Consider the following 25,431-nt stretch of genomic DNA (forward strand, 5'->3'; position numbering starts at 1 on the left):
GCTCAGGCGGCCGGGACCTCGGCGGGGAGGACGGCCTCGATCGCCTCGCGCAGCTCGGCGGAGTCCGGCTCCACCGAGGACCGGAACCGCCCCACGACCTCGCCTTCGGGGGCCACGAGGAACTTCTCGAAGTTCCACTTGACCTTCTCCCCCAGGTCGTCCCCGGCCGGGTACTGGGTGAGCGCTGCGTAGAGGGGGTGCTGGTTCTTGCCCAGGACGTCGGCCTTGGCGGCGAGCGGGAAGGTGACGCCGAAGTTGACCCGGCAGAACTCCTGGATCTCCTCGGCCGTTCCCGGCTCCTGCCCGGCGAACTGGTTGCACGGGACCCCGAGGACCACGAGCCCGCGGTCCTTGAACTCGCGGTAGAGGGCCTCGAGGCCGTCGTACTGGCGGGTGTACCCGCACTTCGAGGCGACGTTCACCACGAGGACCGCGCGGTGCGCGAACGCGCCGAACGTCGTCTCGGTGCCGTCGTTGAGGGTCAGGGGAATCTCGTGCAGGCTCACCGGCCCAGTCTAGGCTGCCCGCTCAGCAGGGCGTCGGTGCCGTCGCGGTGGGCGTCGGGCTGGGCGTCGGGGTCGGGGCCGCCGTCGACGTGCAGGTCGGGACCGCCGTCGCCGTCATCGCCGGGGCAGACGTCGGCGTCGCGGCCGTCGGCGTTGGGGTCGCCGTCGCGCTCGGGGCGGGGCTGGGTGTCGCCGGCGGGGTGGGGCTCGGCGTCGCCGGCGGGGTGGTCGGCGCCGTGGTGGGCGTCGGGCCCGAGGTGGGCGTGGGCGTCCGGCTGGGGACGGGCGACGGCGTGGGGCTGGCGGTGCTCGGAGCGGAACCGGCCGCACGCGGCGGCACCGCGACGGTGCTCGGCGGGGCAGCCGGCGGCCCGGCCGGCGTCGGGTCCTTCAGCGGCGGCGGGGTCGGCGCCGTCGGGGCCGGGGCGATGCTCTCGCCCGGTGCGGGCTCCGAGGTGAGGACGGGTATGGCCCAGTCCTGCCGCTCGTTGGTCGACTTGCCGTCCTTCGGCGTGTAGTCGGTGACCTGGACGGGGCCGAGCGGTCCCTGCTGCGAGATGGGGATGAAGCTGAAGCTCTCGGGGTCGACGTACTTGCCGTCCTTGATGGTCTCGAAGTGCAGGTGGCACCCGATCGCGGAGCCTGTCTCGCCGACCAGCCCGATGACCTGGCCCACCTCGACCGATTCGCCGGTCTTCACGGCGGCGCCGAGCATGTGGTTGTAGGTGGTGACCAGCCCGTCCCCATGGTCGATCTCGACCCGGTTCCCGCCGCCCCACGGGTGCCACCCGGCGGCTCGGACCACGCCTGAATCGGCGGCGTAGACCGGGGTGCCGCACGGTGCGGCGAAGTCCTGGCCCCAGTGGAACTCCCCCGGCTGCCCGTTGAGGGGGCTGACCCGGTACCCGAACCCGGAGGTGGGGGTGAGGGTGGTCAGGGGCGCGTAGAGCTTCCCCTCCGCCGGACGGTGCATGTCCGCCTGGGCGACGGCCACTGGCGAGACGTGGCCCGCAGCGAGAGAGCCGACCGCTGTCCTGTAGAACGGGACGACCGCGCCGGGGTCCGCAGTGATCGGGCCCGGGAAGACATCGTCCGCGAGCGCCGGAGCGGCGCTGAAGACCAGGACGGCTGCCGCCGCCGCGATGCCGGCACCGGTCCGGGCGCGCAGGCGGGACAACGACGCAAAAAGGCCACGGGCCATCAGACTCCCCAATCAGTCGTGGCGCCGCCGCAGCCCGGCGCACCCTCACATTCTCCGCACCGCCGCCCGCGCCTGACTAGGGCCGGTAGCCTGTGGATCGGCTGGGAATTGCGGGGTATGCGCGGGACCTCCCGCAGACGCAGGAAGCCCCCGGTCCGCAGACCGGGGGCTTCCTCGATGTCCTCTGGACATCGCACGCGCGGAGGATGGGGGATTTGAACCCCCGAGGGCGTTAACCCAACACGCGTTCCAGGCGTGCGCCATAGGCCGCTAGGCGAATCCTCCAGGTGTGCTCGCAAGAGCAGGCTCCAGAATACCCGACGGCGGCGCGTGCGCCGAATCGGGGTTCCGAGGCTGGCGCACGACGGCGGTGGCGCGCCTTCCGCCCGCGGCGGGCACCCGCCGTCGTGCGCACCGCGTCAGGCGTAGGCGAGGCTTAGGAAGAGTGCCCGCAGCTGCTCCCCCTCCGGGCCCGCGTACCAGGCCTTCGCCGCCCCGAGGCTTCCGAATGGCGCGTCGGTGAAGACCACGTGCGCCAGCAGGAAGCCGTTGGGCAGCTCGACCGCGCCGCCCGTCGTCGACTTGTCCGACGTGCTGAGCGGCCCCGATTCGATGCCCATGCTGTACCAGGTGCGGCCGTCCGGCGTCGTGTCGGCGTAGAAGGCGTAGACCGCCTGTCCGCCCTGGTCGGGAAGGGGCACCCTGGCCTGCTCGATGATCGTCCTGCTGCTGACCGGCCCTGCCGCCCCGCCGCCGTACATGCCGGAGTGGACGGTCGCGAGCTCGTTGCCGGTCGCGTCGCGCACCGTGGCGACCTTCGAGTCCAGGCCCCCGTCCGGGAGCGTCGGGCCCTGCGCCACGCTCACGGTCCAGCCGGCCGGGTACTCGAAGGAGAGGTGCCCGTCGGGGAACGTGAACTTCTTCAGCGCCGGGGCGGCCGGCGCCGGCGGCGACGACGGCGCTGCGGACGGCGCGACGGACGGTGCAGCGCTGCTCGGAGCCGCTGCCGTGGCGAGACCCGTGGCCGACGCCGTCGTGGACGCCGAGGCAGACGCCGTTGCCGAGGCCGAGGTGCTGCCTGCGGACGACGGTGCCTGACTGGCCCCGCACCCCGCCAGCGCGAGTGCCGCGATGGCCCCGACGATCCCGACTCCAAGCCCGCGGGCCCCCGCCCGCAGGGCCCCCCACGATGCGATGGTTCCCACGATTCCCCCTGCTCCCTGCTGTTGGAGGGCCCCGGTGCGGAGCCCGATCACTGCATAGCGCCAGTCTGACCGCTTCCCGTGCGTCGCGCGAGTACACGCGCGGGAAGCCGATTCGGGGCTCGCCCGGAACTGGGCTACGATGGTTCCCAGCCCCTCATGTGGCGTCATCCTGCTGAACTCCCCCAGGACCGGAAGGTAGCAAGGGTAAGTGGGCTCTGGCGGGTGCATGAGGGGCCTTTTCCGTACCTGTGGATAACCGGGCTGGGTGTCGGCCCCGATTGGTAGGGTTTCTGACGTGAATGCTCCAGCTGCCCTCTACCGCCGGTATCGGCCGGACACGTTCCAGGACGTGATCGGGCAGGAGCACGTCACCGAGCCGCTCATGACGGCGCTCCGGAAGAACCGCGTCAACCACGCCTACCTGTTCTCCGGCCCGCGCGGCTGCGGCAAGACCACCTCGGCGCGCATCCTGGCGCGCTGCCTCAACTGCGAGAAGGGCCCGACGCCGGAGCCCTGCGGCGTCTGCCCCAGCTGCGTCGAGCTTGCGCGCGGCGGTGCCGGGTCGCTCGACGTCATCGAGATCGACGCCGCGAGCCACGGCGGCGTGGACGATGCGCGAGACCTCCGCGAGCGCGCCACCTTCGCCCCGGTCCGCGACCGCTACAAGATCTTCATCATCGACGAGGCCCACATGGTGACCTCGGCCGGCTTCAACGCGCTCCTGAAGATCGTCGAGGAGCCGCCCGAGCACATCAAGTTCATCTTCGCCACGACGGAGCCGGACAAGGTCATCGGCACCATCCGCTCGCGCACGCACCACTACCCGTTCCGGCTCGTTCCGCCCGAGCCGCTGATGGCCTACCTCGAGCAGCTGTGCACGGCCGAGCGCGTGCCGGTGGCCCCGGGGGTGCTCTCGCTCGTGGTCCGCGCCGGCGGCGGCTCCGTGCGCGACTCCCTGTCCGTGCTGGACCAGCTCATGGCGGGCGCCGGGACCGACGGGATCGACTACGAGCTGGCCGTCGCCCTGCTCGGCTACACGCATGCGGCCCTGCTCGACGACGTCGTGGACGCCATGGCCGCAGGGGACTCCGGGACCGTGTTCCGCGCCGTCGACCGTGTGATCCAGACCGGCCACGACCCGCGGCGCTTCGTCGAGGACCTGCTGGAGAGGTTCCGCGACCTCATCATCGTCCAGGCGCTGCCCGACGCGGCCGAATCGATCCTGCGGGGCATTCCTGCAGACCAGCTCGCGCGCATGCGCGTCCAGGCGCAGAATCTCGGCGCGGCGGAGCTGTCCCGGGCCGCCGACGTCACCAACGGCGCCTTCAACGAGATGACCGGCGCGACCTCTCCGCGCCTGCACCTCGAGCTCCTGTGCGCGCGCCTCATGCTCCCTGCGGCCGATGCCACCGAGCGCGGCTGGGCCGCCCGCGTCGACCGCCTCGAGCGGCGCCTCTCCTTCGCCGGCCCGGCCGCCGGCGAGCACCCGGCGGTCGAGCGCAGCGAAGCGGAACCGAAACGATCCCCCGCCCTAGCTCCGGTGGTTGAGCGGAGCGAACCCCCGGTGGTCGAGGGGAGCGAAGCGGAGCCGAAACCCGCACCGCCCCCCACCCCGGTGGTCGAGCGCAGCGAAGCGGAGCCGAAACCCGCCGCCACCCGCCAGCCGGCCCCAGCGCCCCAGCCGGCCCCTGCGGCACCGGAGCACCACGAACGCTCGGAGGCCGCTGCCAGCGGCGCCGAGGCCAAGCCCCACCCGACTCCCGAGGCGCAGCATGGCGGCGCCGGGAGCGTGGAGATGTTCCGCCGCGCGTGGCCGGACATCCTCGATACCCTCGCCAAGGTCAAGCGGAGCACCTGGGCACTCGTGGGCCCGAACGCATCGGTCGCCGGCTTCGACGGCCGGACACTGGCGCTCGCCTTCGGCACCTCGGGGCTGGCGTCCGCGTTCACCCGCGGCGACCACTCCGCGAACCTGCACACGGCGATCAAGTCCGTGCTCGGCGTCGACTGCCAGATCGATGCCGTCACTGGCGGCAACGGCCCGGGCACCCCGGCCACGGCAGGGGGCGGGCAGCGCCCAAAAGCGCCGACTGAGCCGCGCCAGGGCACGCCTGCGCCCGAAAGCGCCCCGCGCCAAGAGCCACGCACCCCCGGCGCGGCAGCCCAGCCCGCCGCAGGCGGGACACCCGCCGAGCCCGCAGCCGCGCCCAAGGCAGGCAGCGCACCGTCCGCTGCTGACATCGCCTGGGGCCTTGCGCCGGGGCCGCAGCCGGCGGCCGCCGTGCAGCAGGCACCCGCCCAGGCAGCGCCTGCCCAGGCGGCTGCCCCTCAGGCTCCGCGGACACCCGACGTCCAGACTCCGGGCCCACGTCCGCAGACACCGCAGGCCGAGACCCCTTCGAGGAAGCCGGCGCCGAGGGAGCCCGCACGGGAAGAGCCGGCACAGGCCGAGTCCCCTTCGAGGGAGCCCGCACAGGACGAGCCCGCAGCGCGCCGCCCGACGACGTCCGGTCCACGGGCCGCCGCCACACCCACTCCCTACGACGACATCCCCTTCTCCGATGAGGAGCCGCCCGGCGAGTGGGACGAGCCGTACCCCGAGGACGAGGGCCGCGCAGCTCCCCGACGGGCACCCCAGCCCCCCGCACCCGCATCCCGGCCTCAGGCACCCGCTGCCGCACGCGGCGCTGCTGCACCAAGCGCCGCCGCACGCGGCGCCGCACCCAGCACTGCCGCCCCCAGCCAGGAGCCGCAAGGACCGCGGCAGCCGACACCTGGCGAAGCCCCGAAGGATCCCTGGGCCTACGCCCGGGAGAGCACCCCCGGCGTCTGGACCATCGGCACCGAACCGAACACCCGCTCCGGGGACGACACCGCGGGAGCCGGCCCGGCGCCGTCGTCCGCATCGGGCGAGGCGGCGGCGCCCCAGCTTCAGGGCGGCACCCGCCCGGCCCAGGCGGTCACCGCGGTCGCCGCCCAGCCGGCCTACGAGCCCGCCGCAGCCCAACCGCCCCAGCGCGGCCCGTCCGGCCAGCCGGAGGCAGGCCGGAAGCTGAGCATGTACGAGCGGCTCAGCCGCAAGGCCGCAGCGGAACAGGCCCAGCCCCAGCCCCAGCAGGCGCCGCGGGCGTATGTCGAGGACGTCGCGAGCGCGGACGACGAGACGATCGAGCACTCCGCCTTGTTCGGGCGCGCGGCCGTCGAGCGGATCCTCGGCGGAAAGCTCATCGAGGAGCGGGGCCTGGACGGGACTGTCATTCCCCCGCGGTAGCGTAGTGGGGTGTATGAAGGCGCAGTCCAAGACCTGATCGACGAGCTCGGCAGGCTCCCCGGTATCGGCCCCAAGTCGGCCCAGCGGCTCGCCTTCCACATCCTCGAGGCCGACGCAGAGGACATGAAGCGCCTCGCCGCGGCGATCGTGGGCGTCAAGGAGCGCGTGAAGTTCTGCCAGATCTGCGGCAACGTCTCGGAGCAGGACACGTGCGCGATCTGCCGCGACCCCCGCCGGGACCCGAGCGTGATCTGCGTGGTGGAGGAGTCGAAGGATGTGCTCGCGGTCGAGCGGACGCGGGCCTACCGCGGCAGGTACCACGTGCTGGGCGGCGCCATCAATCCGATCGCAGGGATCGGCCCGGACCAGCTGCGCATCCGCGAGCTGCTCACGCGGCTCAACGACGAGCAGGTCACCGAGATCATCCTGGCCACGAACCCGAACCTCGAGGGCGAGGCCACCTCGACGTACTTGGCGCGCATGCTCAAGTCCATCGGGGTCAAGGTCACCCGCCTCGCGTCCGGGCTCCCCGTGGGCGGCGACCTCGAGTACGCCGACGAGGTCACGCTGGGCCGGGCCTTCGAGGGCCGGCGCAGCGCTATCGGCTGACGGAAGGGCATAGTAGCGCACCTGCGCTTCATGACAGATTGTTAAGCGCCGGCCGCGGGCGGGCGCATGCTGGATCCATGAGCACTGCACGCACGTCCATCCCGGTCCTCGACCTCTCGACCGCGAGGGGCGCCGACGGCGGATTCACCCCCGAGTTCCTCGACGCGCTGCGCGACGCGACCCACAGCGTCGGCTTCTTCCAGATCGTCGGATACGGGGGCCGGCCGGGGCAGGACCAGGAGCTCCTCGACACGGTCGCCGAGTTCTTCCGCCTGCCCCTCGAGGAGCGCCTCGCCCTCGACAACCGCAACTCCGCCCAGTTCCGCGGGTACACGCGCCTGGGCACCGAGGTGACGCGCGGCCGGGCGGACGCCCGTGAGCAGATCGACTACGGCCCCGAGCGCGCACCGCTCGAGCACGTCCCCGCAGACCAGCCCTACCTGCGCCTCCAGGGGCCGAACCAGTGGCCCGCAGCATTCCCCGCGCTCGAGAAGGCCGCGATGGACTGGGCCGAGCTCATGTCCGCGGTCGGCGCCGAGCTCCTCTCCGCCATCTCCGTCTCGCTCGGGCTGCCCGAGGACCACTTCGCCGAGCCCTTCGCCGGGACGCCGGCATGGATGGGCAAGCTCGTGCACTACGTCGGCACCGGCGTGGTCCCCGAGGCGGGCCAGCAGGGCGTGGGCCTCCACGCCGACTACGGCTTCGTCACCCTGCTGCTGCAGGACCAGGTCGGCGGCCTCGAGGTCCAGCCGTACGGGCAGGAGGAGTGGATCGACGTCCCGCCGACTCCGGGCGCGCTCGTCGTGAACCTCGGCGAGATGCTCGAGGTCGCCACCGACGGCTACCTCATGGCCACGATCCACCGCGTCACCGCCCCGCCCGCGGGCGTGGACCGCTACTCCGTGCCGTTCTTCTGGTCCCCCCGCCTGGACGCCGTCATCGACAGGGTGGAGCTGCCCGCGGACCTTGCCGTCCAGGCCCGCGGGGTTTCCGAGGACCCCGACAATCCGATGCTCTCCTCCTACGGCGAGAACGTCCTCAAGGGGTGGCTGCGCGCCCATCCGCAGACGGCGCGGATCCACTATCCCGAGCTCGTGGGCTAGCGGTCACAATTCACCCGGGTCTGGGACCGAAGCGTAAACTGGCTGGGAACCCTGAAGTGTCTAGCCCCCTGTGAGTGTGCCTGCATGTCGTTGCCCCACGAAGTGACCGCCCGGCAGCTGATCGTCCAGAAGTTCGGCGGCTCCTCCGTCGCGGACGCGGCCGGCATCAAGCGGGTGGCCCAGCGCGTGGTGGACACGCAGCGGGCCGGCAACGAAGTCGTCGTCGTGGTCTCGGCCATGGGCGACACGACGGACGAGCTCCTCGACCTCGCCGGGGAGATCACGAACAGCGCCCCCGCGCGCGAGATGGACATGCTCCTCTCCGCCGGCGAGCGCATCTCGATGGCGCTCCTGGCGATGGCCATCACCCAGCTCGGCGCGCGGGCGCAGTCGTTCACCGGCTCCCAGGCAGGGATGATCACGGACGGCATCCACGGCAAGGCCCGCATCATCGACGTGGACCCGCACCGCGTCCGCACGGCACTGGACAAGGGCAACATCGCGATCGTGGCGGGCTTCCAGGGCATGAGCCGCGAGAGCCACGACATCACGACCCTGGGCCGCGGCGGCTCGGACACCACCGCCGTGGCGCTCGCCGCCGCCCTCGACGCCGACGTCTGCGAGATCTACACGGACGTGGACGGCGTCTATACCGCCGATCCGCGCGTGGTCCCGGCCGCGAAGAAGATCGACCGCATCTCGAGCGAGGAGATGCTCGAGCTCGCGGCCTCCGGCGCCAAGATCCTGCACCTGCGCTGCGTTGAGTACGCGCGCCGCTTCGGGGTACCCCTACATGTGAGGTCCTCGTTCAGCCAGCATGAGGGCACCTGGGTACTGCCCAGCCCCGACGACAAGATCACCATCAGCGAGGGAGTCGCCTTGGAACAGCCCATCATCTCCGGCGTCGCGCACGACCGCTCCGAGGCCAAGGTCACCGTGGTGGGCGTCCCGGACATCCCCGGCAAGGCCGCCGCGATCTTCCAGGTCATCGCCAAGGCGCACGCCAACGTCGACATGATCGTGCAGAACATCTCCACGTTCGGGCGCGGCAAGACGGACATCTCGTTCACGCTGCCCATCGTCGAGGGCGCGGACGCCCTCGAGGCCCTCAAGGCCGCCCAGGGCGAGATCGGCTTCGAGGACATCGAGTACAACGCCGAGATCGGCAAGCTCTCCCTCATCGGCGCCGGCATGCGCTCCAACCCGGGTGTGTCCGCGACGTTCTTCCAGGCACTCTCGGACGCTGGGATCAACATCAACATGATCTCGACCTCGGAGATCCGCATCTCTGTCGTCACCCGCGCCGACCTCCTCGACGCCGCCGTCCGCGCGATCCACTCGGCCTTCAACCTCGACGCCGAGTCCGAGGCCACGGTCTACGGCGGCACCGGCCGCTGAGCGCCGCGGCGGCGCCGCCACGGTGGTCGGGCCCAGCCGAAACCTGAGCACGACGACGGCCGGCACCTTCCGCGCGGAAGGTGCCGGCCGTCGTCGTCCTCGCCCTATGCCGTAGGCGGGACTCAGTGGTGGGTCATCGGGGGCTTCTCGTCCTTGCGGACTGCGTAGTGGTGTCCCTCGGAGTCGGTCTCGACGTCGAACGTGCGCAGCTCCGACTCGGAGGCCTGCTCGAAGTCGTCGTGCTTGTGGACCACCGGCGCACCGATGTCGCTGTGCGATGCGGGCCCCCAGACCGCGGCGGCGCGATCTGTGAGGTGCGTGAACGCGTGGAGCACCTTGTGCGAGTGGGGCATCTCGTATCACCCCCTTCCGGTACGGGCATTGTACGCCCGGGGGTCACCGAGGGAAGGGTCAGCGCAGCGACTGGTCCCCCGGGTCCTTCGGGACCACGTAGGTGCTGCCGTCGGGGCGCGTGACGGTCTCGAACTGCTGCGCCTCGGCCTCGCGCTGCAGCAGGAGGCTCTTGTTCGCCTCGGTCATCTCGTGGGTGGCCGAGCTGCGGTTCGCGGGACCGAAGAAGAAGCGCAGCTTCCCCGTGGCCCGCATGAACCTCTGGGCGAAGTTCTCCTCCGACATGGCGTCCTTCCTTCCTCACACGGAACATTCAGATAGTACACTCATCATTAGTGGGCTAATCAATCGAAGGGCTGGTATGAACGACGACGACCTCCTCCTCGAGCGGCAGCTCTGCTTCGCGCTCAGTGTGGCAAGCCGGAGCGTGGTGGCCTCCTACCGGCCCGTGCTCGAGAAGCTCGGCCTGACCCACCCCCAGTACCTTGTGATGCTGGCCCTCTGGGAGCGCTCGCCGCGCACGGCAAAGGAGATCAGCGAGGCCCTCCTCCTCGAGCCCGCCACCGTCACCCCGCTGCTCAGGCGACTCGAGGACGCGGGCCTGCTCACGCGGGCACGGCAGCACGGCAACGAGCGCGCTCTCGACGTCGCCCTGACGCCCAAGGGCCGCGCCCTGCGCGCTCAGGCCCTCGCCGTGCCGACCACGATGATGGCCCGGCTCGGCATCAGCCGCGAGGAGGCAGCCGAGCTCCATGGGTCGATGATGCGCCTCATCGCCGCCGCCCAGGCCAGCCGCGAGGCCGACGCCCCTGCCTGACCCCCCGTCCCAACCCCACGCCCCCGCCCTCCAGGTGAGGGGTCACCTCCGCACCGTTGAGGAGCCACCTCCGCACCGGTGAGGGGTCACCTCCGCACCGGTGAGGGGTCACCTCCGCACCGTTGAGGAGCCACCTCCGCACCGTTGAGGAGCCACCTCCGCACCGTTGAGGAGCCACCGAAGCGCCGAGCCGTGGGACAGTGGAGGCAACGCGGTCGGAGGGAAGCCATGCGGTTCATCGGTCATCTCGTGGTCCCGGCAATGCTCGGGCTCGCTGCCACAACCTTGCTCCTCGCCGCCTGCTCCACGGGGCCACAGCGCCCGTCGGGAGCCAGCCCTTCGGAGCCGTCGGCGACGTCGGCGCCCTCGGCTGGCCCGTCGGGCTCAGCGCCATCCAGCGCCGCCGGCCGCACCCCGGGTGCGATGACGGCGGAACTGCAGGTCGTCGTCGTGCGCTCCCCCGGAGAGCCCGAACAGCGGTGGACGCTTCGCTGCTCCGGCGCCGAGGTGCTCCCGGGAAGCACCCATCCCACCGGGGCCGCGGCCTGCGCCCTCATCGCTGCCCGCCCCGAGGTCCTCTCGCCGCCGCCCAAGGACCAGCTGTGTACCCAGCAATATGGCGGCCCCGAGGTGGCCACGGTGACGGGAACGGTGAAGGGGACGCCAGTGGACCGGCGCTTCAGCCGTACCGATGGCTGCGGCATCTCGGCCTGGAGGATCGCGACTCCGCTGCTCGGAGCGCCCGGCGGCGCGGTCTAGCCCCGTCCCTTCCTGCCCACGGTGGAAGGACGCCCGGCGAGCCGGAGCGGGACACGCCGCCCGGAAGCCGCTCGGCCCGGCCAAACCGGTCAGGAACGGACACCGTCAGCCCGAGGTGCGGGCCGCGGTCGCTCGGGGGATAATTGACCGATGCCCTCCCCAGCTCCTCGCCCCGTCGCGTCCGTGCGCGCCGCCCTGGCGCAGGACGAGTGGCTCCCGCGCGCCCGGGCCCACTCCACTCGGGCAGCACGGTTCGCCGAGCCGTTCGTCGCCCGGCGCAATGCGCGCGAGAAGCACCCCATCGAGGACTTCCTCTTCACGTACTACACCCACAAACCCGGACAGCTCGGCCGCTGGCACCCGGGCGCCGGGATCGCACTGGTGGGCGACGCCGCGCGGGAACGCCTGGGCTGGAAGCACTACCGTGCCCTCACCCATGACGAGCGCGCGGCGGCAGGCCTTGCGGAAGAGGACACGGCCGTGGTGCTCGACCTGTCCGCCTACGCCGCCGAGCGGGAGGAGACGATCCGGTTCTGCGGGGTCATCCTGCGCGGGACCGCGGCGAGGCCCGCACAGTTCGGATGCTTCGGACTGCACGAGTGGGCCATGGCGTACCGGAGCGAGAAGTTCGGGATCCGGCACGAGTACCTCCCGCTGCGGCTCGGGGCGGAGGGGACAGATCGGGTCGTCGAGGAGCACCGCATCCGCTGCACGCACTTCGACGCGTTCCGCTTCTACTCCCCGGACGCAGTGCCGCTCAATGAGCTCCAGCCCACCCGCGCCGCGCAGCGGGACCTCGAGCAGCCCGGGTGCCTCCACGCCAATATGGACCTCTACAAGTGGGCGTACAAGCTCGGCCCCGCCGTCCCGGGCGAGCTGCTGATGGACTGCTTCGAGCTCGCCTGGCGCGTGCGGACCATGGACATGCAGGCCTCCCCCTACGACCTCTCGGACTGGGGCTTCGAGCCCATCCCCATCGAGACGCCGGCCGGGAAGGCCGCGTATGTCGAGGCCCAGCGCGGGTTCGCCTCAGAGGCGTCGGCGCTGCGGGAGCGGCTCACCGCTGCGCTCGCACCCCTGGAAGCCGTCCTCGCCTGAGGCGGCCCGGGATTGCACGGTCGCACGGCGGCCGCGTTGGAGCTGGCTCCTCACACGGCGGACGTGGCTCCTCAACACGGCGGAGGTGACCCCTCAACACGGCGGAGGTGACCCCTCAACGCGGCGGAGGTGGCTCCTCAACGCGCACTGCCCCGCAGCGTCCGTCTCGCGACGGCTGCTGCGGGGCAGTCCTGGGTGCGGTGAGGTGGGCCGGGGCCCGAGCTGGCCGAGCCCCGGGTCAGCGGATCACTGGCCCGGGACCCGGTCCGCGGTGGCCATCTTCGGGGCGCCGGCCGGAGCCGAGGCCGCCGCGCCGGAGCCGACCGTGAGATCGACCCAGCTTGTGATGCCGCTCGCGCCGAACGAGAGCCGTCCCATGTAGGCGCCGGCCGCGAGCCCGTTCCAGGAGAGGGTCTCCGTGGCCTGGGTGCCGTTCGCGGCCACGATCGGGTTCGGCGTCACGGTCGCGTTGCCGGCGTCGCCGGCCCACGCGGCCGCCTGGATCACCGCATCCGACGCACCGTTCCCGGGCGACGCGAAGAGGTTGGCGATGATGTAGTACGTGCCCGCGACCGGGTTGGGGATCTCGAGCGACTCGCTCGCGGACCCGGTGGCCGCGGTGAGCTGCTTGAGGCCGCCGGAGCCGTTGGGGGCGAGGACGTACATATCCCAGTCGGTCCTGCTGTCTGCGGCCTTGAGCACGAACCGCGCGGTCTTCTGGCCCGCGGGGACCGCGACCGAGACGAGCCCGTTGGACGCATCGTTGGCCGCGGCGACGGGCCCGGGCACCTTGTTGACGGCCTTCTGCGCGACGGGTGCGAGGCCCTCGAGGCCCACCGGGATCGGGCTGTTGGAGCCCGAGGTCACGGTGAACGTGCCGGAACCGGTACCCGTGGCCGAGGAGAAGCTGTAGGCCGGGTCGACCTTGGCCTCGACCGGCCGGACCGCGATCGGCGAGGTCACCGTGCGCGGGCCGACCCACGAGAGCGAGCCCGTGGTGAACGTGCCATTGGGCGCGGAGACATTCTTGATCGTGATGGTGACCTCACGGGTCTGGCCCGCCTTGGCGAAGTTGAGCGCCTGCGGCTCGACGTGGAAGTCGATGCCGGGCAGGTTCACCTTGGGTCGGTACATCCCCGGAACAAGGGCGGTGATCTGCCGCTTGACCTGGACCTCGCCCACGAGCGAGCCGAGCGCGAAGGAGGGCAGGTTGACGTCCTTCGCCGCGATCGATCCGGCCTGCGGGGCACCGGTCGGGTAGCCCTGGCCGTTGAGGAACGCGAGCCAGTCCTTGGTGCCCGCGTTGTAGACGAGGCCCGGATCGGTGACCTTGGTGGTGTCCACGTGGCCGGCGCCGCCGTCGAACGGGTTGGTGTTCGGGGTGCCGTCCGCGTTGACGAGCGGATACGCCGTGGTCATCATCGCGGACTTGACCATGGCCGGAGTCCACGTCGGGTTCTTGCTGAGCACGAGGGCGCCCACGCCCGCGATGTGCGGGGAGGCCATCGACGTTCCCGACATGAAGCCGAACTGCTCGCCGTTGTTCGCGATCGGGGAGACGCCCGCGAGGACGTTCACGCCCGGGGCGGAGACATCCGGCTTGAGGAGGTCGCCGCCGGAGGCGAGCGAGGGCCCGCGCGAGGAGAACCCGGCGATCTGCGGCGCCGGGCTGGCCGGCTTGCCGGTGAGGTCTCCCTTGACGAGGCTCACGGTCAGCGCCGGGTTCGCGGCGATCTTGGCCTTGAGCGCAGGGCCGTCGGGAGCGTTGACGTGGATGGTGGGAACCGAGTGGAGGTCGGAGTCCTCCGAGCTCGGGGTCAGGTTGACCAGGATCATGCCCACCCCGCCGGCCCGCTTGACCTCGGCGCTCTTGTCCACGCGGGCGTTGACGCCGCGGTCGCACACGACGACCTTGCCGGAGGCCTTGGCCGGGTCGAGGGTGCCCGCCATGCAGAGGTTGGCGTCCTGCGCGCCGGCCACCGCGGCCTTCTCGGCCAGGACGGGCTGCTTGTCCTTGACCTCGCCGCTCATCACGGTCGCTCCTCGGTACTTGGAGCCGTCGGACACCACGACGGTGCCGACGAGGTCGCCCGGGAAGGTGCTGGCGGCGACGGAGGTCACCCACGGCGCGGCGTGGTTGACGGTCGAGGGGGTCGGCCCGGAGTTGCCGGCCGAGTTCGCGACGAAGATCCCGGCGGAGGCGGCGTTGAGGAACGCGAGTGCCACGGGGTCGGTGGTCGAGTCCGTGTTGCCTGAGATCGAGTAATTCAGGACGTCAACGCCGTCCTTGATCGCCGCATCGATGGCCGCGACCGAGGAGGAGGAGTAGCAGCCGCCCGTGTTGGGGTCGTCATCCTCCCAGCAGACCTTGTAGACGGCCACCTTGGCGGCCGGAGCGACCCCGGAGCTGACGCCGAAGTCGGTCCCGGAGATGCTCATGTGGACATCTGCGTTGCCCGCGGCGGTCGACGCCGTGTGCGTGCCGTGGGAGCCGACGTCCACCGGGGAGATGAGCTCCTCGGGGGCGCGGTGCTCCGGGGTCACGCTGGCCAGGAATGGATCGGCGAAGTACCGCGCCGAGAGGACCTTCGAGTTGCACGCGGACCCGTCGAACGCCGCACCGGTCCCCTGCCCGGGCTGGCATTCGCCCTTGAACGTCTGGCCGTCGCCCTTGAGCATGGCGATCGTGCCGTCGGTGTCGAGGTACGGGACCCCGACCTGCGGCGCGGCGCCGGGAGCGAGGGGCTTGACGGGGTCGCCCGTGAGGAACGGGTTGCTCGGGGTGTAGCCGGTGTCGATGACGCCGACGACCGTGGCCTTGCCTGCGTTGGCCTTTCCCCCGAACTGCGTGGCCCAGGAGCCCTGCGGGCCGGTGAGCTTCATGAAGTCGTTGGAGGTGTAGTCGGGCGCGGACTGCACGTCCTTGGCGACGGTCAGGACCTTGGAGTCCTTGGCGAGGGAGGCGGCCTGCGCCCCGGTGAGGGTGGCGGTGAAGCCGTTGAGCGCCGTCGTGAACTGCTGCCCGACCTGCACTGCGTGCTTGCCGGCGACGTCGCGCTGCGCCTTGCGCAGGTGGGCGTCGTACGCCTTGACGTTCGGGGCGCCGGCGTCGACCTTGCGGCCCTTGCCCGGCTTGGTGGGCGCGTACCCGGGGGTTCCGCCGTCGTAGGCTGCGACGGCCTGCTCGGCGAGCACCACGATGTAGCGGCCGTCCTCGTAGACCTTGCCGGTATCGGCGGACGGCGCCGCCGACGGCGCGGCCGGCGTGATGTCCGGCGCGGCGTGCGCGGGTGCGGCCGCGACACTGAAGGCGAGCGGAAGGCCGACGGCGAGCGCGGCCAGGCGCTGACGCCGCGGCCTTGCGCCGCGAAGGGGTTGTCTCTTCACGCGATGAGACCTTTCACTGGGGCGATGTGACTTCCGCCACGGGCGGAATGACACCCAAGCTACCCGAATCGACTGCTTCACACCAGTAATTCTCCAGCTTCGTCACGGGCGGTTCACAGTGCTGTCACAGGCTTGTGGGGAGAATGCTCGCAGTCTCCGGGGCAACTCCCGGATGGGTTATAACGAAAGCAAGATGTGAGCTATTTATCGGGCGCTTTTGCCCTAGCGCCGGAGTATATTTCTGGGTACTTCTTCAGTCCTCATCAGTACGACGACGACATGGGAGGCACAGGCAGCGAGGGATGCAGACGCCGGAACACCGCAGCTGGGCTGAAGGCCTCGAGCCCCGAGCGGTCCGGATCCGAAGAGGCCGGATTTCACGTCAATCACTCAACAGAAAACCAGATGCCAACGAGGGGCGCGCCAGTGACGGCGCGCCCCTCTCTCTGTGCGATCCCGCTCTTGTGCGATTCCGCGCCGTCAGTCCGCCTCGGCGTCGCCGTCGAGGTAGAACCACCGGCCGCCCTCGCGGATGAATCGGGAGTGCTCGCGCTGGACCCCGCGCGCCGCGCCGTCGCGCCAGTGCGCGGCGAAGTCGACCGTCCCCTCCGAGTCGAAGGGGCCGCCGGCGCTGACGCGGACGACGTCGAGGCGTCGCCACTGCGTCGCCGCGTCGAGTTCCAGCGTGGCCGGGCGGGTGGACGGGTGCCACGTGGCGAGCAGGTAGGCGGCCATCTCCGGGCCGCCGACGGCGAACGCGCTGTAGCGCGAGCGCATGAGCGCCTCCGCCGTCGGGGCTGCCGTGCCGGGGGCAAGGCCGAGGTGGAACCGGCCGCAGCAGGAGCCGTAGGTGTCGCCGCTGCCGCAGGGGCAGCGGGAGTCAGCGTCGAAGGCCATGGTCCCCAGACTACGGGGCCACGGCCACCGGGACGGACGCATCGAGGTGCCCCTGGGCGGCCGTGAACTGGGCCCGGGCTGCGACGGTGCCCGCGCGGGCGCCGGCGGGGGCCGTGACCCGGACCGTCACGGTGGCGCTCTGCCCGGCGGGCAGCGCGGGGACGTCCGCCGAGGTCGTGCTCCAGCCCTGGGGCAGGGTGAGGGAGACGGTGCCACGCGAGAACGCGTGGTCGTCCCGGTTCGTCACCGTCAGCGCGACGTCCGCGGAGCCGTCCGGGGCGACCCGCGCGCCGTCGGACGCGAGGGACCCGCAGAGGGGACCGAGCCACTGCGCGTCGAAGGTGTCGAACGTGATGGCGTTCCCGGCGCCCTCGTACAGGACCCCGAACCTGCCGTCCCCGAGTGCGGTCACGGTCGAGTAGCTCGTGGGCAGGCCGGGGGCGAAGGCGCGCGAGGTGCTCCACGTGGCGCCATCGTCACACGAGTAGCGGATGGTGCCGTTCACCCGCGCGAACGGGGGGTTGTCCGCATTGGAGAAGAGCAGCTTCTTCGCGTCCGCGGACCCCTCCGGCGCGTCCGGGACCATGCGGGCGATGCCCGCGTTGTTCCGCGGGTCGGTGAGGGTATGGTCGTAGGTGACCGGCCCATAGGTCGCCCCGCCGTCGTGCGAGATCGCGATCTTGCGTCCGCCGCCGCCGGCGCTGTCGCGCGAGTTGAGCATGACGTCGCCGTTGGAGAGCTCCACGACCTTGTTCTCGTCCATCGCGGTGCCCACGGGCCGGCCCATCTGCCAGCTCCTGCCGTGGTCGTCGGAGTAGACGCTGTAGGCCTGGACCTGCCGCGAACCGTCCGGCTGGATGATCGTGCCGGCGAACTGCTGGATCAGGCGGCCCCTGTGCGGACCATACTTCAGCTGGATGCCCTCGCCGGAGGAGGCGAACTGGCCGACGACGCCGCCGACGTTGGCGACGCCGTTGACCGTGGCGCCCACCGGCTTGACCACGCCCGTGATGAGGGGCCCGGCGAAGCCCGAGTAGGCGGAGCCCGCCGGGTAGGCCGTGGGCGTGGGGAGCGCGGGCTGGTTGGCCGGGTCGGTGGACCAGGTCTGGCCGCCGTCGGTGGACACGGAGACCTCGGAGCTGATCACCGAGCGGTCGGCGTCGTCGTTGCCGAGGCGGCTCGACCCGAAGCCTGCGCCCTTCGAATAGACGTGGAAGTTGAAGACCGTCCCGGTCTCGCGGTCCACGACATAGCTCGGGTCGGAGAAGCCGTAGGCGGCCACGCCGGGGGCCGCGACCTGGCCGCGCGCGATGTACGTCGGCGCGCCCCACGTCCTGCCGCCATCCGTGCTGCGCCGCTGGATGATCGAGTTCGGCGCCGGCGAGTCGCCGCCCGTGGGCCTGCCGTCGTAGGAGGCCAGGACCACGCCGTCGCCGAGGCTCGCGAGCCCCACGATCCTGTAGTACTTCCCCAGCACCGGGTCCATGGCGTTGTCCCCGTTGGACGCGAGGACCTGGCTGCTGAAGTGCCCCGGGGCGCCGTCGTTGCCCGTGCCCGGCGTGGCCTGGGCGGGGGGCCCCGAACGCGGCCAGGCTTCCGGCGGCGAGCACCGCGGCGCCGAGCCCGGCGATCGCGGCGCGGGGCCGGCGTCGTGCGTTCTGTCCCATCGTGTCCATGAACTCTCCTTTGAAGATTCGACGTTGGACATCCTACAAACTACCTGTGGTCTGCATCACCGTCGAGGGGCTGCCGGTTCATGACGGCGGCCGATCGCAGCCCCGCGGAGGCCCTCCGGTAGAATTGGGGTGCCCCCTCCCCTATCCACAGGAGCCTGTCCCGATGCCGCGGATCGTTGTCGACGTCATGCCCAAGCCCGAGATCCTCGACCCGCAGGGGAAGGCCATCGTCGGGGCGCTGCCGCGTCTGGGCTTCACCGCCTTCAGCGGCGTGCGCCAGGGCAAGCGCTTCGAACTGACCGTGGACGGCCCCGTGACCGAGGAGATCCTCGAGCAGGCCCGCAACGCGGCCGCCACGATGCTCTCCAACCCCGTCATCGAGGACGTCGTCAACGTCGAGGTCCTGCCCGAGGACAGCGCCGAGGTGCGCGCGGACGCCGACGCTGCCGAGGTGGACTGAACACATGAGCGAGACCCCCCTCATCGCAGACCTCCGCGGGCCGGAGCCGGCCCCGCTCTCCGGCGCCAAGATCGGCGTCGTGACCTTCCCGGGCACCCTCGACGACCGCGACGCCGCGCGCGCCGTCCGCCTCGCGGGCGCGACCCCCGTCCCGCTCTGGCACGCGGACGACGCGCCCAGCGCTCTCGGCGACGTGGACGCCGTGGTGCTCCCCGGCGGCTTCTCCTACGGCGACTACCTCCGCGCCGGCGCCATCGCCCGGTTCGCCCCGCTCATGGGCCGCATCGTCGACGCCGCGAACTCGGACGCCAAGCTGCCCGTGCTGGGCATCTGCAACGGCTTCCAGGTCCTCACCGAGAGCCACCTCCTGCCGGGCTCGATGATCAAGAACGACCACCTCAAGTTCATCTGCCGCGACCAGGTGCTGCGCGTCGAGAACGCCTCCACCGCGTGGACCAACCAGTACGAGGTCGGCCAGGAGATCACGATCGTCCTGAAGAACCAGGACGGCCAGTACGTCGCAGACGAGAAGACGCTCGACGAGCTCGAGGGCGAGGGCCGCGTCGCGTTCCGGTACGTCGGCTGGAACCCGAACGGCTCGCGCCGCAACATCGCGGGCATCACCAACGCCGCCGGCAACGTGGTGGGCCTCATGCCGCACCCCGAGCACGCCGTCGAGCCCGGCTTCGGGCCCCTCAGCGCCGACTCCGGCGACTACTCGACCGACGGGCTCGGGTTCTTCACGTCCGTCCTGACCACGCTCGTCGCAGGGGGCACCAAGTGACCGGAGGGAACACCAACGCCGTGACCGCCCGCAAGTTCAACATCGACACGGTCGAGCACGCGGCGCAGACGCCGGAGACCGAGCTGCCCTGGGCCGAGCTCGGGCTGAAGGAGAACGAGTTCGAGGAGATCGTCAAGCTCCTCGGCCGCCGCCCCACCGCCGCCGAGCTCGCCATGTACTCCGTCATGTGGAGCGAGCACTGCTCCTACAAGTCCTCCAAGGTGCACCTGCGCCAGTTCGGCGAGAAGCTCACCGACGAGATGAAGAAGGACATGATGGTGGGCATCGGCGAGAACGCCGGTGTGACCGACCTCGGCGACGGCTGGGCCGTCACGTTCAAGGTGGAGTCCCACAACCACCCCTCCTTCGTCGAGCCCTACCAGGGCGCCGCGACCGGGATCGGCGGGATCGTGCGCGACATCATCTCGATGGGCGCGCGCCCCGTCGCGGTCATGGACCCGCTGCGCTTCGGCGCGATCGACCACCCCGACACTGCCCGCCTCGTGCACGGGATCGTCTCCGGAATCGGCGGCTACGGCAACTCGCTGGGCCTGCCGAACATCGGCGGCGAGGTCGTCTTCGACTCGGTCTACCAGGCCAACCCGCTCGTGAACGCGCTCGCCGTCGGCGTCCTCCGCCACGAGGACCTGCGCCTCGCGAACGCCTCCGGCGTCGGCAACAAGGTAGTCCTCTTCGGCGCCCGCACGGGCGGCGACGGGATCGGCGGCGCCTCGGTGCTGGCCTCGGAGTCCTTCGACGACTCCAAGCCTTCCAAGCGCCCCGCCGTCCAGGTCGGCGATCCGTTCGCCGAGAAGGTGCTCATCGAGTGCTGCCTCGAGCTGTTCAAGCACTCCCTCGTCGAGGGCATCCAGGACCTCGGCGCCGCGGGCATCTCCTGCGCCACGAGCGAGCTCGCCTCCAACGGCGACGGCGGCATGCAGGTCGAGCTGACTGACGTGCTCCTGCGCGACCCCACCCTGACCCCGGGCGAGATCCTCATGTCCGAGTCGCAGGAGCGCATGATGGCGGTCGTCACGCCCGAGAACGTCGCCGCGTTCGAGAGGGTCATGGACAAGTGGGACGTCGAGTACTCGTGGCTCGGCGAGGTCACTGACACCGGCCGCCTCGTCATCACGTGGGACGGCGAGACGATCGTGGACGTCGATCCCCGCACCGTGGCCCACGAGGGGCCCGTCTACCACCGCCCGTTCAACCGCCCCGAGTGGCTCGACGGCGTCCAGGCGGACACCTTCCGCGCCTCCGAGGCCGGCAAGGGCCTGCCCGCGGCCGGTGACGAGCTCAAGGCCGCCGTGCTCGAGCTCATGGCCAGCCCGAACATGTGCGACAAGTCCTGGGTGACCAGCCAGTACGACCACTACGTGGGCGGCAACACGGCCCTCGCCTCCCCCGACGACGCCGGCGTGATCCGGGTCGACGAGGAGACCGGCATGGGCGTGGGCCTCTCCACGGATGCCAACGGCCGCTACGCGTACCTCGATCCCTACACGGGCGCCCAGCTCGCCCTCGCCGAGTCCTACCGCAACGTCGCCACCTCGGGGGCCGTGCCGATGGCCGTCACCGACTGCCTCAACTTCGGCTCCCCCGAGGACCCCGAGGTCATGTGGCAGTTCGCCGAGGCCGTCCGTGGCCTGGCCGATGCGTGCCAGGTGCTCGGCATCCCGGTCACCGGCGGCAACGTCTCGCTGTACAACCAGACGGGGACCACTCCGATCCACCCCACCCCGGTGGTCGGCGTCCTCGGAAGGTTCGACGACGTGGCACGGCGCACGCCCTCGGGCTGGCAGAAGGACGCGGACGGGCAGGCGATCTACCTGCTCGGCACCACGCGCGACGAGCTCGACGGCTCCGAGTTCGCCAACCTCCGCGGCCATCTCGGCGGCCTGCCGCCCGCGCTCGACCTCGAGGCCGAGAAGACGCTCGGCGCGATCCTCATCAACGCCTCGCGCGACGGCATGATCGACTCGGCGCACGACCTCTCCGAGGGCGGCCTCGCCGCCGCCCTGTCCGAGATGGTGCTGCGCTTCGGCGTGGGCGCCCGGGTGGCGCTCGGCGACCTGTGCGAGCGGGACGGCGTGGACGCGTTCACGGCGCTCTTCTCCGAGTCGCAGGGCCGCGCCATCGTCGCGGTCCCCCGCTCCGAGGAGGTCCGGTTCAACGACATGGCCGCCGCCCGGAACTACCCGGTGGTGCGGCTGGGCATCGTGGACGTGCTCGCGACGAGCCTCGAGGTGCAGGGCCTGTTCGACCTGCCCATCAACGAGCTCCGCGAGGCCCACGAGGGGACCCTTCCGAAGTACTTCGGCTGACCCCGCCCCGACGAGGCAGACCACGGTGGCCCCGCCAGAGGACAGGCCGCGTTCCGACGCGGCGACGTCCCCGGCGGGGCCGCTGCCGTCCCCGGCGGGTCCGCTCGCGGGGCTCGACGCCGCCGCGGTCGCCGCACGGCAGGCGGCCGGGCTCGTCAACATCCTCGACCGGCGCACCTCCCGCCCGGTGTGGCAGATCGCCCGCAGCCACCTCTTCACCGTCTTCAACCTCATCCTCGGGCTGTGCGGGGCCACGCTCGTGGTGCTCGGCCGCTGGCTGGACCTCATGTTCCTCGCTGCCGCGGCGGCGAACATCGCCATCGGCTTCGCCCAGGAGCTGCAGGCCAAGCGGCGCCTGGACCGCCTCGCGGTGCTCGTGCGCAGCCCCGTCCGGGTGATCCGCGACGGCGCGCCCGTGGAGGTGGCCCCCGATCAGGTGGTGATGGATGACGTCGTGCTCCTGGCCCGCGGCGACCAGATCCCCGTGGACGGCACGGTGCTGGGCGCCGAGGAGCTCGACGTGGACGAGTCGATGCTCACCGGCGAGTCGGCGCCCGTGTCCAAGGCCGCCGGCGCCTCGGTCTCCTCGGGCTCGTCCGTGGTCGCGGGCCGCGGCAGCATCCGGGTGACGGCCCTCGGGGCCGGCTCGCGCGCCGAACGGCTCACTGCCGAGGCTCGGCGCTTCACCCAGGTCGCCTCCGAGCTCCGGCAGGCCCTCGCGCGCGTGGTCCGGTGGATCAGCGTGGCCATCGTGCCGATGATCGCGGTGGTGCTCAACGGCCAGCTGCAGGCGGCCGGAGGATGGGGGGCGGCCTTCGCCTCCGGGGCCTGGCGCGATGCCCTCGTGGCCGCGGTCGCCTCGGTGACGATCATGGTCCCGCAGGGCCTCGCCCTGTTGACCACGGTCTCCTTTGCCGTCGCGGCCCTGCGCCTCGCCCGCGGCCAGGTGCTCGTCGAGGAACTCGCCGCCGTCGAGGTGCTCGCCCGCGTGGACGTGCTGTGCTTCGACAAGACCGGGACCCTCACCGAGGGCGGGATCCACGTCGAGGACGCGATCCCGGTGCACGGCCCCGCCGGCCCCGTGCCCGGCTGGGACCGCGCCCTCGCGTGGATCGGCGCTGACCCGGACGCCAATCCCACCGCGGCGGCCCTCGCCGAGCGGTTCTCCGCCCCGCCGGACCGCGCGCCCTCGCGGGTTATCCCGTTCTCGTCGGCCCGCCGCTGGAGCGCTGTCCAGTTCGACGGAGGCGAGGCCAACGGCGCGTGGCTGCTGGGCGCCCCCGAGGCCCTGCTCGGACAGGACCCCTCGGCAGGCCCCGCGCGGCGGGCCGCTGGCGACGCCGCGGAGCGGGGGCTGCGCACCGTGGTCCTGTGCCGAGCCGACCGGCTCCCCGCGGACGGCGCCCTGCCCGCGCAGGTGCGCCCCGCCGTCGTGCTTGCCCTCCGCGAGCGCCTGCGGCCCGATGCGGCCGACACGCTCGCCTATTTCCGTGACCAGGGAGTGGGCCTCAAGGTCGTCTCCGGGGACAGCCCGCGCACCGTCGCGGCCGCGGCGCGGGCAGCGGGGATGGACGCCGCGGAGCCGGTGGACGGGCGGACCCTGCCCGAGGATCCGGCCGGGCTCGCGGACGCGCTCGAGCGGCACAGCGTGTTCGGCCGGGTCGGGCCGGAGCAGAAGGAGGCGATGGTGCATGCCCTGCAGGCGCGCGGCCACGTCGTGGCGATGACCGGGGACGGGGTGAACGACGCGCTCGCGCTCAAGGCCGCGGACCTCGGGATCGCGATGGGCACCGCCGCCCCGGCGACCAAGGCGGTCGCCCGGCTCGTGCTCCTCGACGGCCGGTTCTCGCGGCTGCCGGCCGTGGTCGCGGAGGGGCGGCGGGTCATCGCGAACATCGAGCGCGTCTCGCAGCTGTTCCTCACGAAGACGGTCTACGCGTTCGTGCTGGGAATCAGCTTCGGCGCGCTGGCCTGGGCGTTCCCGTTCCTGCCGCGGCAGCTCTCGACCTCGGACTTCCTCATGCTCGGCTTCCCGGCCTCCGTGCTGGCCCTGGCGCCCAATGCGCGCCGCTATGTGCCGGGCTTCCTGCGGCGGGCGGTCATCGCGGCGCTGCCCTCCGGCCTCGCGATGGCGGCGGCGATCCTCGGCGTGTACGCCTACGGGCGGTGGGCCACCGAGGCGTCCCAGGAGCAGATCGAGGCCGCCGCGTTCTTCACGCTCACGGTGTCCGGGCTGTGGGTCCTGGTGATCGCGGCGCGCCCGCTCACCGGCTGGCGGCTGCTCCTGGTGGGGTCGATGTACGCGGGCACCGTCGCGGTGCTCACCGTGCCGGCTTCCCTCCAGTACCACCAGCTCGAGGACCCGGGCACCCAGCTCACGGTCGCCGCCTTCGCCTTCGCCGCTGGCGCGTGCGCTGCCATCGAGGCAGCCCACCGCCTGCTCAGGCGCCGCCTGCGGGCCCGACCTCGAGGACGGCGGCCCCGGTGATCCTGTCTCCGGCGAGGTCCGCGAGCGCCCGGGCCGCGTCCTCGAACGCGTAGGGCACCGTGGTGGTGCGGACGGGGATCTCGGCGGCCAGGCGGAAGAACTCCTCGCCGTCGAGGCGGGTGTTGGCAGTGACGCTGCGCAGCTGCCGCTCCTGGAAGAGGTGCTCCTGGTAGTTCAGGGGCGGGATGTCGCTGAGGTGGATCCCGGCGACGGCCAGGGTCCCGCCGCGGTCCAGCGCAGCCAGGGCCGGCGGGACGAGCGTGCCGACGGGTGCGAAGAGGATCGCCGCGTCGAGCTTCTCGGGCGGCGGCTCGTCGGCGCCGCCGGCCCACACCGCGCCCAGGTCCAGCGCGAGCTGCCGTGCCTCCGGGGCGCGGGTCATGACGTAGACGGAGGCACCGCGGTGCATCGCGAGCTGGGCGGTGAGGTGGGCGCTGCCGCCGAACCCGTAGATCCCCAGGCGGCCGCCGTCCGGGAGGGCCGCCCGCTGCAGCGCCCGGTAGCCGATGATCCCCGAGCACAGCAGCGGCGCTGCCTCGCGGTCGCCGAACGCCTCCGGGATCGGGTACGCGAAGTCCTCGCGCACGACGGCGAGCTCCGCGTACCCGCCGTCGTCGTCCCACCCCGTGAACCGGGGTGCTTCGCAGAGGTTCTCCCGTCCGGAGCGGCAGAACCGGCAGGTCCCACAGGTGCCGCGCAGCCAGGCGATGCCGACGCGGTCCCCGGGCTGGAAGCGGGTGGCGGCGGGGCCGAGCGCCTCGACGCGGCCCACGGCCTCGTGCCCGGGGACCACGCCGTGGCGGCGGGGGGCCAGGTCGCCTTCGGCGAGGTGCAGGTCCGTGCGGCAGACCCCGCACGCCGAAACGCGCACGAGGATCTCCCCGGGACCGGGCACCGGGTCCGGCCGCTCGCCGAACACCAGCGGCCCGGGGCTGCCGCCGGCCGGCCCCGGCCTGTCCACCCACCATGCGCGCATGGCGCCATTCTCGCGCGGGCGCCGTCCGTGGGGACAGGGGCGACCGGCCTCCCCCGCCCCCGGCCCCGCCCCGCCACCGACTAGGTTGAGGGGTCATATCCCTGCGCTGAGGGGTCAC

Annotated in this window: 21 protein-coding genes, 1 tRNA gene and 1 other RNA gene; 13 read left to right on the forward strand and 10 right to left on the reverse strand. The window is 72.1% G+C overall.

Annotated features, from left to right (window positions below; all coding sequences use genetic code 11):
* Positions 1–2 precede the first annotated feature (2 nt).
* From J2W21_RS01465 to J2W21_RS01480, 4 genes are all read right to left on the reverse strand, one after another.
* Positions 3–506, reverse strand: coding sequence for a glutathione peroxidase (locus J2W21_RS01465; protein WP_307112731.1), 504 nt, complete (start codon positions 504–506; stop codon positions 3–5).
* Positions 507–528: 22 nt separating this feature from the next.
* Entirely contained in the window at positions 529–1,707 is a 1,179-nt protein-coding gene (locus J2W21_RS01470; protein ID WP_307112732.1) for a M23 family metallopeptidase, read from the reverse strand.
* Between the two features lie 200 nt (positions 1,708–1,907).
* Positions 1,908–1,992 (reverse strand) — tRNA-Ser (locus J2W21_RS01475).
* Positions 1,993–2,126: 134 nt separating this feature from the next.
* On the reverse strand, positions 2,127–2,573 hold the full coding sequence (locus J2W21_RS01480) for a hypothetical protein (RefSeq protein ID WP_307112733.1): 447 nt from the start codon (positions 2,571–2,573) through the stop codon (positions 2,127–2,129).
* A 46-nt stretch (positions 2,574–2,619) separates the two neighbouring features.
* Between J2W21_RS01480 and J2W21_RS01485 the strand changes: the two genes are divergently transcribed.
* From J2W21_RS01485 to J2W21_RS01510, 6 genes are all read left to right on the forward strand, one after another.
* On the forward strand, positions 2,620–2,805 hold the full coding sequence (locus J2W21_RS01485; protein ID WP_307112734.1) for a hypothetical protein: 186 nt from the start codon (positions 2,620–2,622) through the stop codon (positions 2,803–2,805).
* Between the two features lie 252 nt (positions 2,806–3,057).
* An RNA gene (ffs, locus tag J2W21_RS01490) (signal recognition particle sRNA small type) lies at positions 3,058–3,154 on the forward strand.
* 107 nt (positions 3,155–3,261) lie between these two features.
* Entirely contained in the window at positions 3,262–6,183 is a 2,922-nt protein-coding gene (locus tag J2W21_RS01495; protein WP_444965504.1) for a DNA polymerase III subunit gamma and tau, read from the forward strand.
* A gap of 9 nt (positions 6,184–6,192) precedes the next feature.
* The gene (recR, locus tag J2W21_RS01500) at positions 6,193–6,792 is read left to right on the forward strand and encodes a recombination mediator RecR (RefSeq protein WP_066494943.1); all 600 of its coding nucleotides are present in this window, start codon (positions 6,193–6,195) and stop codon (positions 6,790–6,792) included.
* Positions 6,793–6,869: 77 nt separating this feature from the next.
* The gene (locus J2W21_RS01505; RefSeq protein WP_307112736.1) at positions 6,870–7,895 is read left to right on the forward strand and encodes an isopenicillin N synthase family dioxygenase; all 1,026 of its coding nucleotides are present in this window, start codon (positions 6,870–6,872) and stop codon (positions 7,893–7,895) included.
* 84 nt (positions 7,896–7,979) lie between these two features.
* Positions 7,980–9,293, forward strand: a complete 1,314-nt coding sequence (locus J2W21_RS01510; RefSeq protein WP_307112737.1) for an aspartate kinase — start codon at positions 7,980–7,982, stop codon at positions 9,291–9,293.
* A gap of 122 nt (positions 9,294–9,415) precedes the next feature.
* Here J2W21_RS01510 and J2W21_RS01515 read toward each other — a convergent pair whose 3' ends face one another.
* Positions 9,416–9,646 carry a hypothetical protein gene (locus J2W21_RS01515; protein WP_307112738.1) on the reverse strand — a complete coding sequence of 77 codons (231 nt, stop codon included), beginning with the start codon at positions 9,644–9,646 and terminating at the stop codon, positions 9,416–9,418.
* Positions 9,647–9,704: 58 nt separating this feature from the next.
* Positions 9,705–9,929 carry a hypothetical protein gene (locus J2W21_RS01520; protein ID WP_307008143.1) on the reverse strand — a complete coding sequence of 75 codons (225 nt, stop codon included), beginning with the start codon at positions 9,927–9,929 and terminating at the stop codon, positions 9,705–9,707.
* A 76-nt stretch (positions 9,930–10,005) separates the two neighbouring features.
* On the opposite strand from J2W21_RS01520, the gene J2W21_RS01525 reads away from it, so the two are divergent.
* From J2W21_RS01525 to J2W21_RS01535, 3 genes are all read left to right on the forward strand, one after another.
* Entirely contained in the window at positions 10,006–10,461 is a 456-nt protein-coding gene (locus tag J2W21_RS01525) for a MarR family winged helix-turn-helix transcriptional regulator (protein ID WP_307112739.1), read from the forward strand.
* 423 nt (positions 10,462–10,884) lie between these two features.
* On the forward strand, positions 10,885–11,220 hold the full coding sequence (locus tag J2W21_RS01530) for a hypothetical protein (RefSeq protein ID WP_307112740.1): 336 nt from the start codon (positions 10,885–10,887) through the stop codon (positions 11,218–11,220).
* Positions 11,221–11,370: 150 nt separating this feature from the next.
* Positions 11,371–12,318 (forward strand): 3-methyladenine DNA glycosylase, encoded by a 948-nt coding sequence (locus J2W21_RS01535; RefSeq protein WP_307112741.1) that lies wholly within the window; start codon positions 11,371–11,373, stop codon positions 12,316–12,318.
* A gap of 246 nt (positions 12,319–12,564) precedes the next feature.
* On the opposite strand, the gene J2W21_RS01540 is transcribed toward J2W21_RS01535, so the two are convergent.
* The 3 genes from J2W21_RS01540 to J2W21_RS01550 all read right to left on the reverse strand — a co-directional run bounded on the left by J2W21_RS01540 (position 12,565) and on the right by J2W21_RS01550 (position 18,088).
* A complete protein-coding gene (locus J2W21_RS01540) occupies positions 12,565–15,705 on the reverse strand; it encodes a S8 family serine peptidase (protein ID WP_307112742.1) in 3,141 nt (1,046 codons plus the stop codon).
* Positions 15,706–16,185: 480 nt separating this feature from the next.
* On the reverse strand, positions 16,186–16,602 hold the full coding sequence (locus tag J2W21_RS01545; RefSeq protein WP_307112743.1) for a YchJ family protein: 417 nt from the start codon (positions 16,600–16,602) through the stop codon (positions 16,186–16,188).
* Positions 16,603–16,612: 10 nt separating this feature from the next.
* The gene (locus J2W21_RS01550; RefSeq protein WP_307112744.1) at positions 16,613–18,088 is read right to left on the reverse strand and encodes an exo-alpha-sialidase; all 1,476 of its coding nucleotides are present in this window, start codon (positions 18,086–18,088) and stop codon (positions 16,613–16,615) included.
* A gap of 353 nt (positions 18,089–18,441) precedes the next feature.
* On the opposite strand from J2W21_RS01550, the gene purS reads away from it, so the two are divergent.
* The 4 genes from purS to J2W21_RS01570 are packed head-to-tail and all read left to right on the forward strand — an operon-like array spanning position 18,442 to position 24,337.
* Entirely contained in the window at positions 18,442–18,738 is a 297-nt protein-coding gene (gene purS / locus J2W21_RS01555) for a phosphoribosylformylglycinamidine synthase subunit PurS (protein ID WP_307112745.1), read from the forward strand.
* 4 nt (positions 18,739–18,742) lie between these two features.
* On the forward strand, positions 18,743–19,522 hold the full coding sequence (gene purQ / locus J2W21_RS01560; RefSeq protein ID WP_307112746.1) for a phosphoribosylformylglycinamidine synthase subunit PurQ: 780 nt from the start codon (positions 18,743–18,745) through the stop codon (positions 19,520–19,522).
* A complete protein-coding gene (gene purL, locus J2W21_RS01565) occupies positions 19,519–21,849 on the forward strand; it encodes a phosphoribosylformylglycinamidine synthase subunit PurL (protein WP_307112747.1) in 2,331 nt (776 codons plus the stop codon). The genes purQ and purL overlap by 4 nt, the downstream gene beginning before the upstream one ends.
* Positions 21,850–21,874: 25 nt before the next feature.
* Positions 21,875–24,337, forward strand: a complete 2,463-nt coding sequence (locus tag J2W21_RS01570; RefSeq protein WP_307112748.1) for an HAD-IC family P-type ATPase — start codon at positions 21,875–21,877, stop codon at positions 24,335–24,337.
* On the opposite strand, the gene J2W21_RS01575 is transcribed toward J2W21_RS01570, so the two are convergent.
* A complete protein-coding gene (locus J2W21_RS01575; protein ID WP_307112749.1) occupies positions 24,291–25,313 on the reverse strand; it encodes a zinc-dependent alcohol dehydrogenase family protein in 1,023 nt (340 codons plus the stop codon). The two genes, J2W21_RS01570 and J2W21_RS01575, sit on opposite strands and share 47 nt — an antisense overlap.
* Positions 25,314–25,431 lie beyond the last annotated feature (118 nt).

The sequence above is a fragment of the Sinomonas atrocyanea genome (assembly GCF_030811715.1).
Classification (GTDB): domain Bacteria; phylum Actinomycetota; class Actinomycetes; order Actinomycetales; family Micrococcaceae; genus Sinomonas; species Sinomonas atrocyanea_A.

Excerpts from the sequence above, each read along its gene's own strand:
- J2W21_RS01470 (WP_307112732.1), bottom strand. The coding sequence starts at position 1,707 with ATGGCCCGTGGCCTTTTTGCGTCGTTGTCCCGCCTGCGCGCCCGGACC.
- J2W21_RS01505 (WP_307112736.1), top strand. The coding sequence starts at position 6,870 with ATGAGCACTGCACGCACGTCCATCCCGGTCCTCGACCTCTCGACCGCG.
- J2W21_RS01510 (WP_307112737.1), top strand. The coding sequence starts at position 7,980 with ATGTCGTTGCCCCACGAAGTGACCGCCCGGCAGCTGATCGTCCAGAAG.
- J2W21_RS01515 (WP_307112738.1), bottom strand. The coding sequence starts at position 9,646 with ATGCCCCACTCGCACAAGGTGCTCCACGCGTTCACGCACCTCACAGAT.
- J2W21_RS01520 (WP_307008143.1), bottom strand. The coding sequence starts at position 9,929 with ATGTCGGAGGAGAACTTCGCCCAGAGGTTCATGCGGGCCACGGGGAAG.
- J2W21_RS01525 (WP_307112739.1), top strand. The coding sequence starts at position 10,006 with ATGAACGACGACGACCTCCTCCTCGAGCGGCAGCTCTGCTTCGCGCTC.
- J2W21_RS01530 (WP_307112740.1), top strand. The coding sequence starts at position 10,885 with ATGACGGCGGAACTGCAGGTCGTCGTCGTGCGCTCCCCCGGAGAGCCC.
- J2W21_RS01535 (WP_307112741.1), top strand. The coding sequence starts at position 11,371 with ATGCCCTCCCCAGCTCCTCGCCCCGTCGCGTCCGTGCGCGCCGCCCTG.
- J2W21_RS01545 (WP_307112743.1), bottom strand. The coding sequence starts at position 16,602 with ATGGCCTTCGACGCTGACTCCCGCTGCCCCTGCGGCAGCGGCGACACC.
- J2W21_RS01550 (WP_307112744.1), bottom strand. The coding sequence starts at position 18,088 with ATGGACCCGGTGCTGGGGAAGTACTACAGGATCGTGGGGCTCGCGAGC.
- purS (WP_307112745.1), top strand. The coding sequence starts at position 18,442 with ATGCCGCGGATCGTTGTCGACGTCATGCCCAAGCCCGAGATCCTCGAC.
- purQ (WP_307112746.1), top strand. The coding sequence starts at position 18,743 with ATGAGCGAGACCCCCCTCATCGCAGACCTCCGCGGGCCGGAGCCGGCC.
- J2W21_RS01575 (WP_307112749.1), bottom strand. The coding sequence starts at position 25,313 with ATGCGCGCATGGTGGGTGGACAGGCCGGGGCCGGCCGGCGGCAGCCCC.